Raw genomic sequence first — 14,152 nt, 5'->3', positions numbered from 1 at the left:
CCCAACGGGCGGTTAGCGAGATTCGGTGACGTGCCGGGAGACGCGATCCGGGAAGTAGCGGATCAGGCTCTCCGTGATGAGGGGGGCCGCCTGCCCGAGGCCGCAGGCGCTCGTCTGCATCATCGTGTCGCCCAGATCGTGCACCTCGTCGATCCAGGCGCCGATGTCGGGCGGGCCGTCGCCGTGCAGGCGCTCCGTCAGGCGCTGCGTGCCGATGCGGCAGGGGAAGCACTTGCCGCAGGATTCCTCGGCGAAGAACTCCATGGCGGAATGCGCGACCGCGATCATGTCCCGCGAGTCGTCGAACACCATGATGCCGCCCGCACCCAGGAAAGACCCCTTCGAGCGGATGTCGGGTTCGTCCAGCGTGACGTCGAGCGCCTCGCCGGCCAGGAAGCCGCCCGAGAGCCCCGCCATCGTCACCGCCTGGATCTTCCGTCCGCCCGGCACGCCGCCGGCGCAGTCGTCGATCAGCGTCAGCAGGGGGAAGCCCATCGGTACTTCGTAGTTGCCGGGGCGCGTGATGTCCCCGGAGAGCGAGATCACCTTCGTGCCCGCGTGGTCGCCGATCCCGAGCCCGCGGTACCAGTCGGCGCCGTGCACGAGGATATGAGGCACGGAGGCCAGCGTTTCGACGTTGTTCACGACCGTGGGAAGGTCCTCGTACCCGTGCGTCACCGGGAAGGGCGGCCGGTTGCGCGGGAACGGATGCTTGCCCTCCAGGCTGTTGAGAAGAGACGTCTCCTCGCCGCAGATGTAGGCGCCCGCGCCGCGGCGCACCCAAAGGTCGAACGGTTGTCCGGGCCCCAGGGCGTCGGGCCCCAGCAGCCCGGCGCCGCGGGCTTCTTCGAGGGCCGTCTCCAGGATGCGCATCGTATCCGGGTACTCGTAGCGAAGGTAGATGAACCCCCGCGTGGCGCCCGTCGCGAAGCCGGCGGCGATCATCCCTTCGATCACCGCGTGCGGGTCGTAGTCCATCAGCGCCCGGTCCTTGAAGCAGCCCGGCTCCCCCTCGTCGGCGTTGCACACGATGGTCTTCGGCTCCCCGGCGGCCTCGGCCACCGCCCGCCACTTCCGTCCGGTGGGGAAGCCGGCGCCGCCACGCCCGGCGAGGCCGCTCGCGTCGATGGCATCGAGCAGCGCGCCGGGCCGCCCGCGGAGGGCCTTGTCGAGACCCGAATACCCGCCCGTCGCCCGATAGCCCGCGAACGTCGCGCGTCCGGGAGTCCGGATGTGCGCGAAGACGCATTCCTCGATGTCCGGGTGTGGAGCGGGAGGGAGAGGAGAGGGTCGGGAAACGAGTTCCGCGACCGTGGTTCCGCAGAGGACGCGGTCCCGGTCGAGGACCGGAATCGGCTCGTCGCAACGCCCCGGGCAGGGCATCGCATGCGCGTTCGGCATCGCGGCCAGCAGTTCGTCGGCCCCCTGCAAGGCACAGATGGGTCCCGTGCAGATGCGGGCGTGCGCATACCCTCCGGGATCCCGTGAGAAATGGTGGTAGAACGTCACCGTACCGAAGAGGTCCGCGATCGGGATCCGCAGGTCGTCGGAGATGGCGCGCAGGGCGTTCTCCGAGAGGTGTCCGTCCCTCTCGTGGAACTCGTGCAGCAGGGGGAGCAGAGGAGCGGGCTCCTCCCGCCATTTCGCGAGGAGTTCCCCGTCCGAGGGCGTGTTCATGCCGTCATAGTTACCCGCAGACGCGAATAGCGGCAAACGACCGTGCCGCCTCGACGGCAGGCGCGACGGTCGACGGAGCGCTTGCTACACCAGGCGGTCGACAACGTAATTTCGGCCCATGATTACGCCCCGAAGGAACACCGCCCGCATCGACATCGAGCGCGTGTCCGAATCCACGAGCCGAAGGCGGCGCGACGCCGTCGCGGTCGAAGAGCCGCTCGAGATCCGGATCGCGCCCGCGGGCGGAGGCGAGCACCAGGTGGCCGTGACGATGCGCACGCCCGGGGACGACTTCGACCTCACGGCCGGGTTCCTCTTCTCGGAGGGGCTTCTGGGACAGCGGTCGGATATCGCCGACCTGCGGTACTGCGTCGACGTGGAGCCGCAGGAATACAACATCGTCACGGCGCACCTGAGCGAGACGGCCCGCTTCGACCCGGCGGAGCTGACCCGCAACTTCTATACGACATCGAGTTGCGGCGTCTGCGGCAAAGCCTCCCTCGAGGCGATCGAGATTCGCGGCTGCGCTCCGGTGCCGGCCGAGGGTCCGACCGTCGCGGCCGAGGTCGTGCGCACCCTCCCGGGAGCGCTTCGCCGCCGCCAGCCGGTGTTCGAGCGGACGGGCGGGCTGCACGCGGCCGGCCTGTTCGACACGGCGGGTGAACTGCGTCTCCTGCGCGAAGACATCGGACGCCACAACGCGCTCGACAAGGTGATCGGCGACCGATTCCTCCACGAAGCCCTGCCCCTGGGCGATACGGTGCTGGCCGTGAGCGGCCGGGCTTCCTTCGAGATCATGCAGAAGGCGCTCGCCGCCGGAATCCCGATCGTCGCCGCCGTGGGCGCCCCCTCGAGCCTCGCCGTCGACGTGGCCGAAGAGTTCGGGATGACGCTGATCGGCTTCGCGAAGCCGACGGGATTCAACATCTACACCGGGCGTCACCGCGTCGGCTGAGGACCCGGACCCGCTGCCCCCTCCCGCGGGGGGCCGATTCTCAGGGCGGCAGCGCGCGCCCGATCCGGAGCGCGAGGTCGACGGCCGACTTCCTCCATCCCGTCAGCGTCGACCGGCGGTACGCGTCGGCGGTACGCTTCACGCCCTCGCTCATCGTCGGGTACGGATGGACCAGCGACGCGAGCGTCCCGAGCTTCACCCCCGCCTTCATGGCGAGCGAGATCTCCGCGATCATCGTCCCCGCGTCGGGCGCCAGGATGTGTCCGCCGAGAATCCGGCCCCCCTTTCCCACGACGATCTTCACCCGGCCCATGGCGGCGCGCTCGGCGATCGCCCGGTCGAGGTTCGCGATGTCGTAGACGTGGGCGGACACCGAGTCCCCGTGCCGGTCGCGCGCCTCGGCTTCCGTGAGGCCGACGTGCGCGAGTTCGGGGTCGGTGTAGGTGCACCAGGGGATCACGCTGTAGTCGATATTTGCGCGGACCGGAAAAAGCGCGTTCTGGACCACCGTGCGCGCTTCGTGGTCGGCGACGTGCGTGAACAGGAACCCGCCGGTCACATCGCCGGCCGCGAAGATGTGTTTGCGGGAGGTGCGGAGTCTGGAGTCGACGGTGACCCAGCCTCCGTCTGTCTCGACCCCCGCGGCGTCCAGTCCCAGCTCCTGCGTGTTGGGCGCCCGTCCCGCCGCGACGAGGACCTCGTCGACTTCGAATGTCTCGACCCGCTCGTCCGCGCTCCCTCCCTGCTCCGCGACCGCGGGGGGCGCGATCGTGACGCGCCGCCGGTCTCCCATGCGGTCGACACGCGTCACGATCCGGCCCGTCCGGATACGGATACCCTCTTCCCGCAGCCGGCTCGTCAGCAGGTCGGCGAGTTCGGGCTCCTCGCGCACCATGAGCCGGTCGAGCAGTTCGACGACCGTGACCTCGGCCCCGAGACGGCGATACGCCTGGGCGAGTTCGACGCCGATCGGCCCGCCGCCGACCACCGCGAGCGAAGAGGGGATCGTGTCCCGGTCGAACGCCTCGGCGTGCGTGAAGTAGCCCGCCTCCTCGAGTCCCGGGATCGGGGGCACCGCGGCTCTGGAGCCGGTGGCGATCACGAAGCGCCGCGCGCGGAGGCGCCGGCCGTCCACCTCCACTTCATGCGGAGAAACGAAGCGCGCCGCCCCCTCGACCACGTCGACGCCCATGGCGCGGAAACGCTCCGGATCGTCGTGCGGCTCGATCTGCGCGCGGACATCGCGGACGCTCGAGAGTACGCCGGTGGCTTCGATCTCCTGCCGCGGGATCCCGAGGCCGAACGAGCCCGCGTCGCGAACGTGCCGCGCCACCCGGGCCGAGCCGATGAGCGCCTTGGAAGGCACGCATCCCGTCCACAGACAGTCGCCTCCAAGCCGGTCGCGCTCGATCAGGGCCACGCTCGCACCCAGCCCCACGCTGCCGGCCGCCGTCACGAGACCCGCGGTCCCTCCGCCGATGGCGACGATGTCGAACGTCCGGTCTCGAACCACGTTGCTCCTCCCCATGGAAGGTCATCGATTTCACCGAGCCGCCAGGGCCGTTTTTTCTTGCCGGGCGTCCCGATTCGCGCTTAGCTTCGATTCGTGCAGAAACCTACATCTCAAGCTGCGGTGTCCCGGTCGGGCTCAATGAAAAGCCGCGTCCAGCCGCCTTCGATCCTTGCCAAGTGTCGTGAACTAGCGACCGTGCACAACCTCCGCGAGTCCGGTCTCTACCCGTACTTCATGCCCATCGAGGCCTCTCACGACACGTGGGTCGTCATCGACGGCGCCCGCAAGATCATGGTGGGCTCCAACAACTACATGGGACTCACGCACGATCCGCGGGTCCTCGAGGCGGCCCGCGAGGCCCTCGACAAGTTCGGCAGCGGCAATACGGGCAGCCGCTTCCTCAACGGCAACCTCGATCTCCATGAGCAACTCGAGGCCGAACTCGCCGACTTCACCGGCATGGAGGCCGCGCTCGTGTTCTCAACCGGCTACCAGACGAATCTGGGCACGCTGGGCGCGTTGATCGGTCGCGCGGACACGGTCTACATCGACAAGCTGGACCACGCCAGCCTGCAGGATGGCGTACGCCTGGGGCTCGGCCGCACGCGCCGCTTCAACCACAACGACTTCGCGACGCTGCGCCGCATGCTCGAGGCCGAGGGGCCCTCGCGCGGCAAGCTCATCGCGGTGGACGGCGTGTACAGCATGGAAGGCGACATCGCCGATCTGCCCACGCTGGTCGAACTGAGGCGAGAGTACGACGCGGCCATCCTGGTGGACGACGCGCATGCCGTGGGCGTGCTGGGCGAGACCGGGGCCGGGACCGCCGAGCACTGGGGGCTCACCGATGAGGTGGACCTGATCCTCGGCACGTTCTCCAAGTCCTTCGCCTCGATCGGCGGCTTCGTGGCGGGCCGCGCCGACGTCATCGACTACCTCCAGCACAACGCCCGCGCCCTCATGTTCAGCGCGAGCATGCCTCCCGCCTCCGCCGCCACCGTGCTGAAGGCGCTCGAAATCATCCGCGAGGAGCCGGAGCGCCGGGAGCAGCTCTGGAAGAACACGCACAGGATGATGGAGGGCTTCAAGTCGATCGGGTTCGACATCGGGCCGACCGAGACCCCGATCGTCCCCATTCTCATCGGGCCCATGGAGAAGACCTTCGTGTTCTGGCGGGCCCTGTTCGAAGCGGGCGTCTTCACGAACCCGGTCGTCCCCCCCGCGGTTCCCGAGGGGAGCTGCCGCCTGCGCACGAGCTACATGGCCACGCACTCGGACGACGACCTCGACTTCGTGCTCGAACAGGTGGAGCGCGTGGGGAAGGAGCTCGGCGTCGTCTGAACCGGCGCCTCCCACCATGACGAGTCTTGCCTCCTCCGTGCGCGTCGTCCCCGTCGAGAGCCGCGCCGATCTCAAGCGCTTCATCGACCTGCCGTGGTCCATCTACCGGGGCGATCCCGACTGGGTGCCCCCGCTCAGGCGAGACGTACGGGCGGCCTTCGATCCGACGAAACACCCGTTCCACCTGCACTCGGAAATCCAGCCCTACCTCGCGTTGCGCGACGGCCGGGCCGTGGGCCGAATCTGCGCGATCCGGAACCGGAACCACGAGCGGACGCACGACGAGTCCGTCGGATTCTTCGGCTGGTTCGAGTCCGTAGACGACCCGGAGGTGGCCGGGGCGCTGCTCGACGCGGTCCGGGCCTGGCTGCGGGAACGCGGCCTTACCGCGATGCGGGGTCCCACGAGCTTCTCGACCAACGAGACCTGCGGCCTGCTCATCGACGGAGATCCCGGGCCGCCCGTCGTCCTCATGGCCTACAACCCCCCGTACTATCCCGCGCTGCTGGAGGCCGCGGGGCTGCGGAAGGTCAAGGATCTCTTCGCCTGGCTCATGAAGAAGGGCGACTGGCCGCCGCACCTCTTCCGCGCCGAAAAGGTCGCGACCCGCAGGTACGGCATCCGGATCAAGACTCTGGACATGTCGCGCTTCGACGAAGAACTCGGCCGCGTCCAGCGCCTGTACAACGCGGCGTGGGAGAAGAACTGGGGTTTCGTCCCCATGACCGAGGCCGAGATGGATCACATGGCGGCCGAACTCAAGCCCATACTCGACCCCGAACTCGCGCTCTTCGCCGAGACGCCGGAGGGCGAGACCGCCGGCTTCGCCCTTGCCCTCCCCGACTTCAACCAGGTGCTGCGCCGGATGAACGGCCGACTCTTCCCCTTCGGGATTCTGAAGGCGCTCATCTACAGGCGGAGAATCACGTGCATGCGCGTGATCATCCTGGGGCTTGCCGAGGAGTGGCGCGGAAAGGCCGTCGATGTCCTCCTCTACCTCTGGCTGTTCAGAAAGGGGATCGCCGCAGGGATGACGTCCGCCGAACAGTCGTGGATCCTCGAGGACAACCAGAAGATGAACCAGGCCATCGAGCGTCTCGGCGGCAGGATCTACCGGACCTACCGGCTGTACGAAGCGGCCCTTTAGTGGCATCGGTCTTCCTGACGGGGGGAAGCGGGTTCCTCGGCGGCCATCTCGCCGAGACCCTCGTCGCGGCCGGCCACCGGGTCACCGCGAGCGTGCGGCGAACGAGCGACACGCGGCGGCTCGATCGCCTCGAGTTGAGGAAGACCGAACTCGACCTCGGGGTGGAGGGCGGACCAGGAGCGGCCGCGGCACTCGCGGGTTGCGCCGCCGTCGTGCATTGCGGCGCCCTCACGCGGGCGCGTAACGAGTCGGAGTTCATGGCCGTGAACGCGGTCGGCACGCGGAGGCTCGCGGACGCGGCGGCGGAAGCGGGAGTCCGGCGGTTCGTCTTCATCAGCAGCCTCGCCGCCCGCGGTCCGGATGGCGCGGCCGGACCCGTGAGCCCGTACGGTCGGTCGAAAGCCGAAGCGGAGGCGGCGCTCGCCTCCGTCCCCGGGTCGATGGAGGTCGCCGTGCTCAGGCCGGGGGGCGTCTACGGCCCGCGCGACGCCGACCTGTTGCCGCTCTTCCGGCTGGCGGCGCGAGGTTGGACCGTGATTCCGCGCAGCCACGCACCCCTGCAGCCGGTGTACGTCGCCGATGTCGTCTCGGCCGTCCTCGCCGCCCTCGACGCGGAGCCGGCGCCGCTCCCGCTCCCCATCGCCGGGGCGGAACGCCATTCCTGGGGCGCGCTGGCGCGCGCGCTGATGGCCGCCGTGGACCGCCCGGGGCGCGTGCTGCGGCTGCCGCCCGCGCTCTTTCTCGCCGCCGGGGCCCTGTCGGAACCCGCCGCCCGCCTGACGGGGAAGGCCCCCGCCTTCGACCGGCGACAGGCGCGGGATCTGTCCGTGTACGCCTGGACATGCGACATCGAGTCGAGCCGAAGGGTTCTCGACCCCTGGCGTCCGAGGGTCGGCATCGAAGACGGGCTCGCGCGCACCGCCGAGTGGTATCGCCGAAAGGGCTGGCTGTGAGCGGCGGCCGCGGCGGAGGGCTCCTGCCCGTCGATCGCGTCGCCATCGGCTACTTCGGTTGCACGGGCCTCATTGCGGTGGCGTTCGGCGGCCTGTCCGGCGCAGGCATCGCGGCGGCCCACGCGATCGCCGTCTTCGGGATCACGCGACTTGCGGCCTGGCGCCCCCGCGCCGGCGTCGCCGCGATCGCGAGGGGGGCGTACGCGGTGCTGCTCACGCCCCTCCTGTATGCGGAACTCGCGGTCCTCAACCGCTTTCTCACGCAGCGGTACTTCGACGCGACAGTGCAGGCGTGGGATGCCGCCTTGTTCGGCGGACAGCCGAGCATCGGCCTCAGCGCGTCGCTCCCCTGGCTCCCCTTCTCCGAGGTGTTGCACCTGGGCTACTTCGCCTACTACGCCATCATCCCCGCCGCCATCCTGGGCGTGTTCGCGACGCGGGGGCTCGAGGCCATGCAGCGCACCGCCCTCGCCGTGGCCGCCGCCTTCTTCGTCTCCTATCTCATCTTCATGTTCTTCCCGGTCGCCGGTCCCCGATACGAGTTCGCGCAGATCGGCGGCGAGATCGGCGAGGGGACGCTGTTCGGGATCGTGCACGGGATCCTGGAGGCCGGCTCGTCGAAGGGCACGGCCTTCCCCAGTTCCCACATCGCCGCCTCCCTGGCCGGGGTCCTGGCCGCCGGGCGCGAGGATCGGCGCTGGTTCTGGCTCCTCCTCATCCCGGAACTCGCGTTGACTGCGGGGACGGTCTACGGTCGCTTCCACTATGCGGTCGACGCCCTCGCGGGCATCCTGCTCGGGCTGCTGGTCTGCGCCGTACTGCGCGCGGCCGACGCCGGGGCCCGCGGCGCCCGGGCTGCCGAAGGCGGGCAACCCGCGGGTTGAACCGCGCATCAGAAGCGGTGGATCCGGAAGGTGACCTTCAGAGGGATGACGTGGAAGAACGCGACCTGATCGCCTGTGCCAAGGCGGGAGAGCGATCCGCGATGGGGGAGTTGTACGAACTCCACGCGCGGCGCGTCTACACCGTGATCCGCCGCCTCGTCGGCGACGATCACCTCGCGGAGGACCTCTCCCAGGAAGCGTGGATCCGCGCGTTCGAGAAGCTCCACCTCTTCCGGGGTGACGCGGCCTTCGGCACGTGGCTCTACCGGTTGGCGACGAACGTGGCGCTCAACCGGCTGCGCCGGTCGTCGAAGCGGCGTCCGGTGGAATCCGCCGCCGAGCTTCCGCGCGTCGTGCGGGCGCACGACGACGTGATCGTGACGCGGCGGGTTTTGACGAAGGCGCTGGACCAGTTGCCGCCGGGGTACCGGAGGGTCCTCGTGCTGCACGACGTGGAAGGGTGGACGCACAACGACATCGCCGAGGCTCTGGGGTGTTCGCCCGGCACCTCGAAGTCGCAGTTGCACAAGGCGCGGGCGCGCATGCGGAAGCTCATCGCTCCGGAGGATTCCGGGGACGGCGGTGCGCGGGGCGAAGCGCGCCTCTGAGAGGGTTGGAAGAGATGGCGAACCACATGGATGCCGAGCGAATCTCGGCGCTGCTCGACGAGCCGTGGGCGGACCGGGACTGCCGGGCCCACCTCGAGACGTGCAGGGACTGCCAGGCGGAGTTCGAGAGGTTGAGCCGGATGCGCATGGCGCTGTCCGCGCTTCCGGATGAGAAGGCGCCGGCCGGACAGTGGGCCGCCATCGAAGCCGCGCTCGATACCGGCGAGACGCGTGCCGGCGTCCGCCGGACCGGAGGAGGCTTCGCCGGCCGTCTCTTCGTCCGGGGACCGCTCCAGGCCGCCGCCGCGCTCGTCTTGTTCGCCGGCGGCGTGGTCGCCGGCCTCCAGTTCACGGGCGGGCCGTCCGCGAACTCGTCGGCCGCGGATCTCGCGGATCTCCCGGCCGTCGTCTCCACCGACGACGGTCGCGCCCTCGTGGACGGGCTCAACCGGATGGAATCGCTGCGGTCGCCGCTCAGACAGGTCGGAGAGGGAGGGGTGAACCCCGCTTCTGCAGGCGGGCCGGAGGAGCGGGATCCCCTGGAGATGGCGCAGAGGCTGGCGACGCTGGAGGGGTATATTCGGGCACTGCGCGACGGCCTCGAGACGAGTCCCGACGATCCGTTCGCCAGCGCCTATCTGCTGGAACTCGTGGAGACGCGCGATCGGCTCGCGGAGGACCTGGGCCGCGCGCGCGGGACGCGAACCTGGTGACCCGGCTCCTCGCGCGGCCGCGCACGCCGCTGGCTTCGTCCCTCGCCCTGGCCGCCCTGCCGTTCGCCGCCCTCGTCGCCGCCGCGCAGGAGGCCGGGACGGCGGAATCCGCTGGCTGGATCGGGGTGCGGGTCGAGGAACGCTTCAACTGCGGCTGGGAGACTTCGGAAGACTGGAAGAACTGCACGCTTGTCCTCCGGATTCGCGAGATGCAGGAAGACGGTCCGGCGGAGCGCGCGGGGCTCCGCGCCGGCGACCGGCTCGCGGCGATGGACGGCGTGGAACTCACTCTGGCCAACCTGCCCGACCGGCTCGCGTCCATCCGAGCGAGCGTTCCCGTTCGACTGGAAGTGAACCGGGACGGATTGCGCCATACCTTCGAGATCATTCCCGACGTCCGGCCGCCGGACGCGGACGCTGTTCCGATGGTGGGCCGCCGGACGGTGGTGGCGACCGCCGGTACTCCGCAGCGGAACACGTTCGTCCTCTGGCTGACGGATCCGGCGGAGGGCGACCGCCCCGGCTTCGCGCTCACCGTCCGCAATACGGAGGATGTCGGCGTCGCCGTGGAACCCTCCGCCGTGCGGGTCGTCGACGGTCGTCTCAACGTGCTTCCGGTGCGCGACCGGCCGGTCTCGGAGTTGCCGGCCGTCCGCCGGGAAGTGCTGAGCGATCTGCAGCGGGAATCGGAATCGGCGTATCGCAACTTCGCGGGCGCGCTGGAGCGCGTCGGGGCGGTGCGGGCCCGCCTCTCGCCGGCGGAGTTCCGGCGCCGCGCGATTCGCATCGCCCAACTGGCACTGGAGGAAACGGAACTCGCCGTCCGCTTCCAGCGCACGTTCGCCGGGGCCGAGTTCGAGCCCGTGCGCGACTTTTCCGACCGGCCCGGCCTCGACGGCCTCCTCGTGCTCCGGGTCGCCGGGGGGACGGTCACCGACCGGCTCGGGCTCGGGCCGGGAGATCTCCTCGTGAGAGCGGGCGGCCGGCCGATACGCGATGTCGAGGATCTCGTCGCCGCGCTGGAATCGGAAGGGAACGAGGGTCTCGGGGTGGTATGGGTTCGGGGGAGCGAAGAGATAAGCGGAGTCTGGCCCCGGCGCTGACTCCGGCTCGCGAATCTCCGCGGCGCCACATTAGGTTTCCGCATGGCTCGAAACCGTCCGGGACAGCGGAGCCGCATCGTGGGTAGAGGGCGAGTACGCGTCCGAATGGATACGTACGCCGTCATCGCGGCCTTCCTCCTCGGGATCGGCCCGGGCGCGGTCGTTCAGCCCTGTCCGAAGCATCAAGCGGCGCACGGTGACGAGTCGGGGACGACCCAGGCCGCCGCGCACCACGGGATGCATGCGGACCACGGGACGCATGCGGAGGCCGGCCGGGCGGACCGCCACGCGGAGTCCGCTCACGCCGAAGGCTCGGGCGCCGCGCCGGCGCATCCCCATTCGGACGGACCCTGCGACTGCCTCGGCATCTGCCTCACCTGCTCCGGTCCGGCACACGTGGCGTCCGCCGTACGGGCCGCTCAGCCCACGTCGGAAAGCCGATCACCGCGCAGAGAGCGACCCGACTCCAGGCCGGCCCCCGACCCGACCGCCTATCTCAGACCGTTCGCTCAACCACCCCCCGCCTGACTCCTCGACGCTAGCTGCTACAAGTCGTCCAGGGCGTGAACCGCGTCGGCCGCGAAGGCCGCCGCGCGCGCTCGTGCCCGTTGCCGAATCGATCGCGGCGCCCGTTGGCCGCGTGCATCGATCGGCGGCGCATTCCCTGTCGAACGAGGAGTCGAACCTTGAAGAAAAGCACGATACTCGGCGCATTCGCGCTGCTGGCCCTTGCCGCACCCGTCGCCGCGCAGTGGAACGCCTCGCGCGCGGACAGCCACGCCCCCATCGGAGTCATGGGCGACCACCGCCACGAGGCGGGCGAGGTGATGCTCTCCTACCGCTACATGACGATGACCATGGAGGGGAGCCGTATCGGCACGGATCCCATCGCCGATGCGGACATCGTTTCCCCGGGCGGGGGGTTCATGATCACGCCGACCCGCATGCCCATGACGATGCACATGTTCGGGGCCATGTTCGCGCCGTCCGATCGCATCACGTTCATGGCCATGCTCCCCTTCGTGTCGAGTTCGATGGACCATATCACGCGCCATGGCGGATCGTTCACGACCGAATCCAGCGGCATGGGCGACGTCAAGGTGGGCGCGATGATCGGCCTGGCCGACTGGGCGAACCAGTCGCTCCACCTGAACGCCGTGGTCGGCCTGCCGACCGGGTCGATCGAGGAGAGGGGCGTCCTGCCCATCAGTCAGGGGATGGAAGTGCAGCTCCCCTACCCGATGCAGATCGGGTCCGGTACGCTCGACCTGCGCCCCGGCCTCACGTGGCTGGGCCAGGCCGGCGACTGGTCCTGGGGCGCCCAGGGGAACGCCGTGATGCGCACCGGCAGGAACGACCGCGACTGGGCGCTCGGCGACAAGGTGCAGGGGACCGCCTGGTGGGCGCGGGCGCTGGGGCGCAACGTTGCGGTCGGCCTGCGGCTCGTTGCGACCCGGACCGGGAACATCGACGGAATGGACGCCGCGCCCAGCGTGAACCCGCAGATGGTCCCCACGGCCCGCACCGACCTCCGCGCGGGCACCGTGGTCGAGGGGGGCGTGAGCTTCAACCTGTATATTCCCCAGGCGAAGGCCTTTCGGGTCGCGGGCGAAGTGCTCCTGCCCCTCGTTCGCGACCTCGAGGGTCCACAGCTCGAAACCGACCTGACCTTCGTGCTGGGTCTTCAGGTCGTACCCATAAGTCACTGACCGGCAACGCGGTATCGTACGGGAGCCGCCCCGTTCGGCTCCCGTGCGGCGCTGCCGTGAGATTTCACGTGAGGTCTCGAACGCGCCCGGTTCGTATACAGTACATGCGTCTGTATACGAACCGCATGGTTTGTCATCGGTGAAGGGCGGGCGTACTCTCCCCTCCCGCCGCCCACCGGTCCCCCGGCGGGCGAAGGACCCTGAAACCGTTCGAGAAACCCCATGTCCGACGCATCTCCCGCATATGACAACCTGCGCCCGCCATCCGGCGGGGAAGCGATCCGCATGGCCGGCGACCGCCTCGGCGTGCCCGACCGTCCGATCATCCCTTTCATCGAAGGCGATGGGATCGGCCCCGACATCTGGCGGGCCGCGAGCGCGGTCTTCGAAGCGGCCGTCGAGAAGGCCTACGGCGATGAGCGGCGGATCGAGTGGTTCGAGGTGCTCGCGGGCCAGAAGGCGTTCGATCGTACCGGGGACTGGCTCCCCGCTGACACCCTCCGCGCCATCCGGCATCACCGCGTCGCGATCAAGGGCCCCCTCACGACGCCTGTGGGCGGAGGGATCCGGTCGCTCAACGTGGCGCTGCGCCAGCAACTCGACCTGTTCGCGTGCGTTCGGCCGGTACGCTGGTTCGAGGGCGTCCCGTCGCCGGTTCGCCAGCCGGACCTCGTGGACATGACGATCTTCCGCGAGAACACCGAGGACATCTACGCCGGCATCGAGTGGGAGGCCGGGAGCGAGGAGGCCCGCCGCCTGCGCGCCTTCCTGCACGACGAGATGGGCGTGTCGACGATCCGTTTCCCGGAGACCAGTTCCTTCGGGGTGAAGCCGATCTCGCGGGAAGGGACGCAGCGGCTCGTGCGCGCCGCGATCCGATACGCGCGCGACCGGGGTTGTGGGAGCGTTACCCTCGTCCACAAGGGGAACATCATGAAGTTCACCGAGGGCGGCTTCCGCGACTGGGGCTACGAACTCGCGAAGGACGAGTTCGGGGCGCGCGAGTTCGGCGGCGGCCCCTGGTGCGAGACCTCGGACGGGATCGTCCTCAAGGACGTGATCGCCGACGCGTTCCTGCAGCAGATCCTCACGCGCCCCTCGGAGTACGACGTGATCGCGACGATGAACCTGAACGGAGACTACATCTCGGACGCGCTCGCCGCGCAGGTGGGGGGGATCGGCATCGCCCCCGGCGCGAACATCAACTACGAGACGGGCCACGCGATCTTCGAGGCGACGCACGGCACCGCGCCGAAGTACGCGGGGCAGGACAAGGTGAACCCGGGATCCGTCATCCTGTCCGGGGAGATGATGCTGCGGCACCTGGGGTGGAACGAAGCCGCCGACCTTATCGTATCCTCCCTGAGCGCGACCATAAGCGAGAAGCGTGTGACGTACGACTTCGAGCGCCTGATGGAAGGCGCGACGCTCCTCAAGTGCAGCGAGTTCGGTCAGGCCATGATCGACAACATGTGACAGACCCGGCACCCGTCGTTCGCCGGGAGATCGGGGATCGGGAGGTCCGGTCCCGGCAGTCGTTGTATCCGAT

At 69.5% G+C, this 14,152-nt stretch carries 13 protein-coding genes; 10 read left to right on the top strand and 3 right to left on the bottom strand.

The window, feature by feature from the left end; all coding sequences use genetic code 11:
- Positions 1 to 12 precede the first annotated feature (12 nt).
- On the bottom strand, positions 13 to 1,677 hold the full coding sequence (locus RN743_RS06975) for an NADH-ubiquinone oxidoreductase-F iron-sulfur binding region domain-containing protein (protein ID WP_310778057.1): 1,665 nt from the start codon (positions 1,675 to 1,677) through the stop codon (positions 13 to 15).
- 118 nt (positions 1,678 to 1,795) lie between these two features.
- Here RN743_RS06975 and fdhD point away from each other — a divergent pair, with 118 nt between their 5' ends.
- A complete protein-coding gene (gene fdhD, locus RN743_RS06970; RefSeq protein ID WP_310778055.1) occupies positions 1,796 to 2,632 on the top strand; it encodes a formate dehydrogenase accessory sulfurtransferase FdhD in 837 nt (278 codons plus the stop codon).
- 40 nt (positions 2,633 to 2,672) lie between these two features.
- Here fdhD and RN743_RS06965 read toward each other — a convergent pair whose 3' ends face one another.
- Entirely contained in the window at positions 2,673 to 4,145 is a 1,473-nt protein-coding gene (locus RN743_RS06965; protein WP_310778053.1) for an FAD-dependent oxidoreductase, read from the bottom strand.
- 195 nt (positions 4,146 to 4,340) lie between these two features.
- Between RN743_RS06965 and RN743_RS06960 the strand changes: the two genes are divergently transcribed.
- The 7 genes from RN743_RS06960 to RN743_RS06930 are packed head-to-tail and all read left to right on the top strand — an operon-like array spanning position 4,341 to position 10,894.
- The gene (locus tag RN743_RS06960; protein WP_310778051.1) at positions 4,341 to 5,486 is read left to right on the top strand and encodes an aminotransferase class I/II-fold pyridoxal phosphate-dependent enzyme; all 1,146 of its coding nucleotides are present in this window, start codon (positions 4,341 to 4,343) and stop codon (positions 5,484 to 5,486) included.
- Between the two features lie 16 nt (positions 5,487 to 5,502).
- A complete protein-coding gene (locus RN743_RS06955) occupies positions 5,503 to 6,633 on the top strand; it encodes a hypothetical protein (RefSeq protein ID WP_310778049.1) in 1,131 nt (376 codons plus the stop codon).
- The gene (locus RN743_RS06950; RefSeq protein WP_310778047.1) at positions 6,633 to 7,586 is read left to right on the top strand and encodes an NAD-dependent epimerase/dehydratase family protein; all 954 of its coding nucleotides are present in this window, start codon (positions 6,633 to 6,635) and stop codon (positions 7,584 to 7,586) included. Before RN743_RS06955 ends, RN743_RS06950 begins: the two co-directional genes overlap by 1 nt.
- Complete coding sequence (locus tag RN743_RS06945) at positions 7,583 to 8,470, top strand: phosphatase PAP2 family protein (RefSeq protein WP_310778045.1); 888 nt, start codon at positions 7,583 to 7,585, stop codon at positions 8,468 to 8,470. The genes RN743_RS06950 and RN743_RS06945 overlap by 4 nt, the downstream gene beginning before the upstream one ends.
- A 50-nt stretch (positions 8,471 to 8,520) precedes the next feature.
- Positions 8,521 to 9,078, top strand: coding sequence for a sigma-70 family RNA polymerase sigma factor (locus RN743_RS06940; RefSeq protein WP_310778043.1), 558 nt, complete (start codon positions 8,521 to 8,523; stop codon positions 9,076 to 9,078).
- Between the two features lie 14 nt (positions 9,079 to 9,092).
- Positions 9,093 to 9,791 (top strand): hypothetical protein, encoded by a 699-nt coding sequence (locus RN743_RS06935; protein ID WP_310778041.1) that lies wholly within the window; start codon positions 9,093 to 9,095, stop codon positions 9,789 to 9,791.
- Positions 9,788 to 10,894, top strand: a complete 1,107-nt coding sequence (locus RN743_RS06930) for a PDZ domain-containing protein (protein ID WP_310778039.1) — start codon at positions 9,788 to 9,790, stop codon at positions 10,892 to 10,894. The genes RN743_RS06935 and RN743_RS06930 overlap by 4 nt, the downstream gene beginning before the upstream one ends.
- A 30-nt stretch (positions 10,895 to 10,924) precedes the next feature.
- Here the strand turns inward: RN743_RS06930 and RN743_RS06925 are convergent, their stop codons facing one another.
- Positions 10,925 to 11,197: a hypothetical protein gene (locus tag RN743_RS06925; RefSeq protein WP_310778037.1), complete on the bottom strand. Its 273-nt coding sequence runs from the start codon at positions 11,195 to 11,197 to the stop codon at positions 10,925 to 10,927.
- Positions 11,198 to 11,580: 383 nt separating this feature from the next.
- Between RN743_RS06925 and RN743_RS06920 the strand changes: the two genes are divergently transcribed.
- Complete coding sequence (locus tag RN743_RS06920) at positions 11,581 to 12,603, top strand: hypothetical protein (RefSeq protein WP_310778035.1); 1,023 nt, start codon at positions 11,581 to 11,583, stop codon at positions 12,601 to 12,603.
- A gap of 222 nt (positions 12,604 to 12,825) precedes the next feature.
- The gene (icd, locus tag RN743_RS06915) at positions 12,826 to 14,079 is read left to right on the top strand and encodes an NADP-dependent isocitrate dehydrogenase (protein ID WP_310778033.1); all 1,254 of its coding nucleotides are present in this window, start codon (positions 12,826 to 12,828) and stop codon (positions 14,077 to 14,079) included.
- Positions 14,080 to 14,152 lie beyond the last annotated feature (73 nt).

The sequence above is a fragment of the Candidatus Palauibacter scopulicola genome, assembly GCF_947581915.1.
Classification (GTDB): domain Bacteria; phylum Gemmatimonadota; class Gemmatimonadetes; order Palauibacterales; family Palauibacteraceae; genus Palauibacter; species Palauibacter scopulicola.
The sequence above is the reverse complement of the archived record's forward strand: the minus strand, read 5'-3'. Positions and strand labels throughout refer to the sequence as shown.

What these genes read in the sequence shown, in the direction of transcription:
- RN743_RS06975 (WP_310778057.1), bottom strand. Translation starts at nt 1,677, where the DNA reads ATGAACACGCCCTCGGACGGGGAACTCCTCGCGAAATGGCGGGAGGAG.
- fdhD (WP_310778055.1), top strand. Translation starts at nt 1,796, where the DNA reads ATGATTACGCCCCGAAGGAACACCGCCCGCATCGACATCGAGCGCGTG.
- RN743_RS06955 (WP_310778049.1), top strand. Translation starts at nt 5,503, where the DNA reads ATGACGAGTCTTGCCTCCTCCGTGCGCGTCGTCCCCGTCGAGAGCCGC.
- RN743_RS06935 (WP_310778041.1), top strand. Translation starts at nt 9,093, where the DNA reads ATGGCGAACCACATGGATGCCGAGCGAATCTCGGCGCTGCTCGACGAG.
- icd (WP_310778033.1), top strand. Translation starts at nt 12,826, where the DNA reads ATGTCCGACGCATCTCCCGCATATGACAACCTGCGCCCGCCATCCGGC.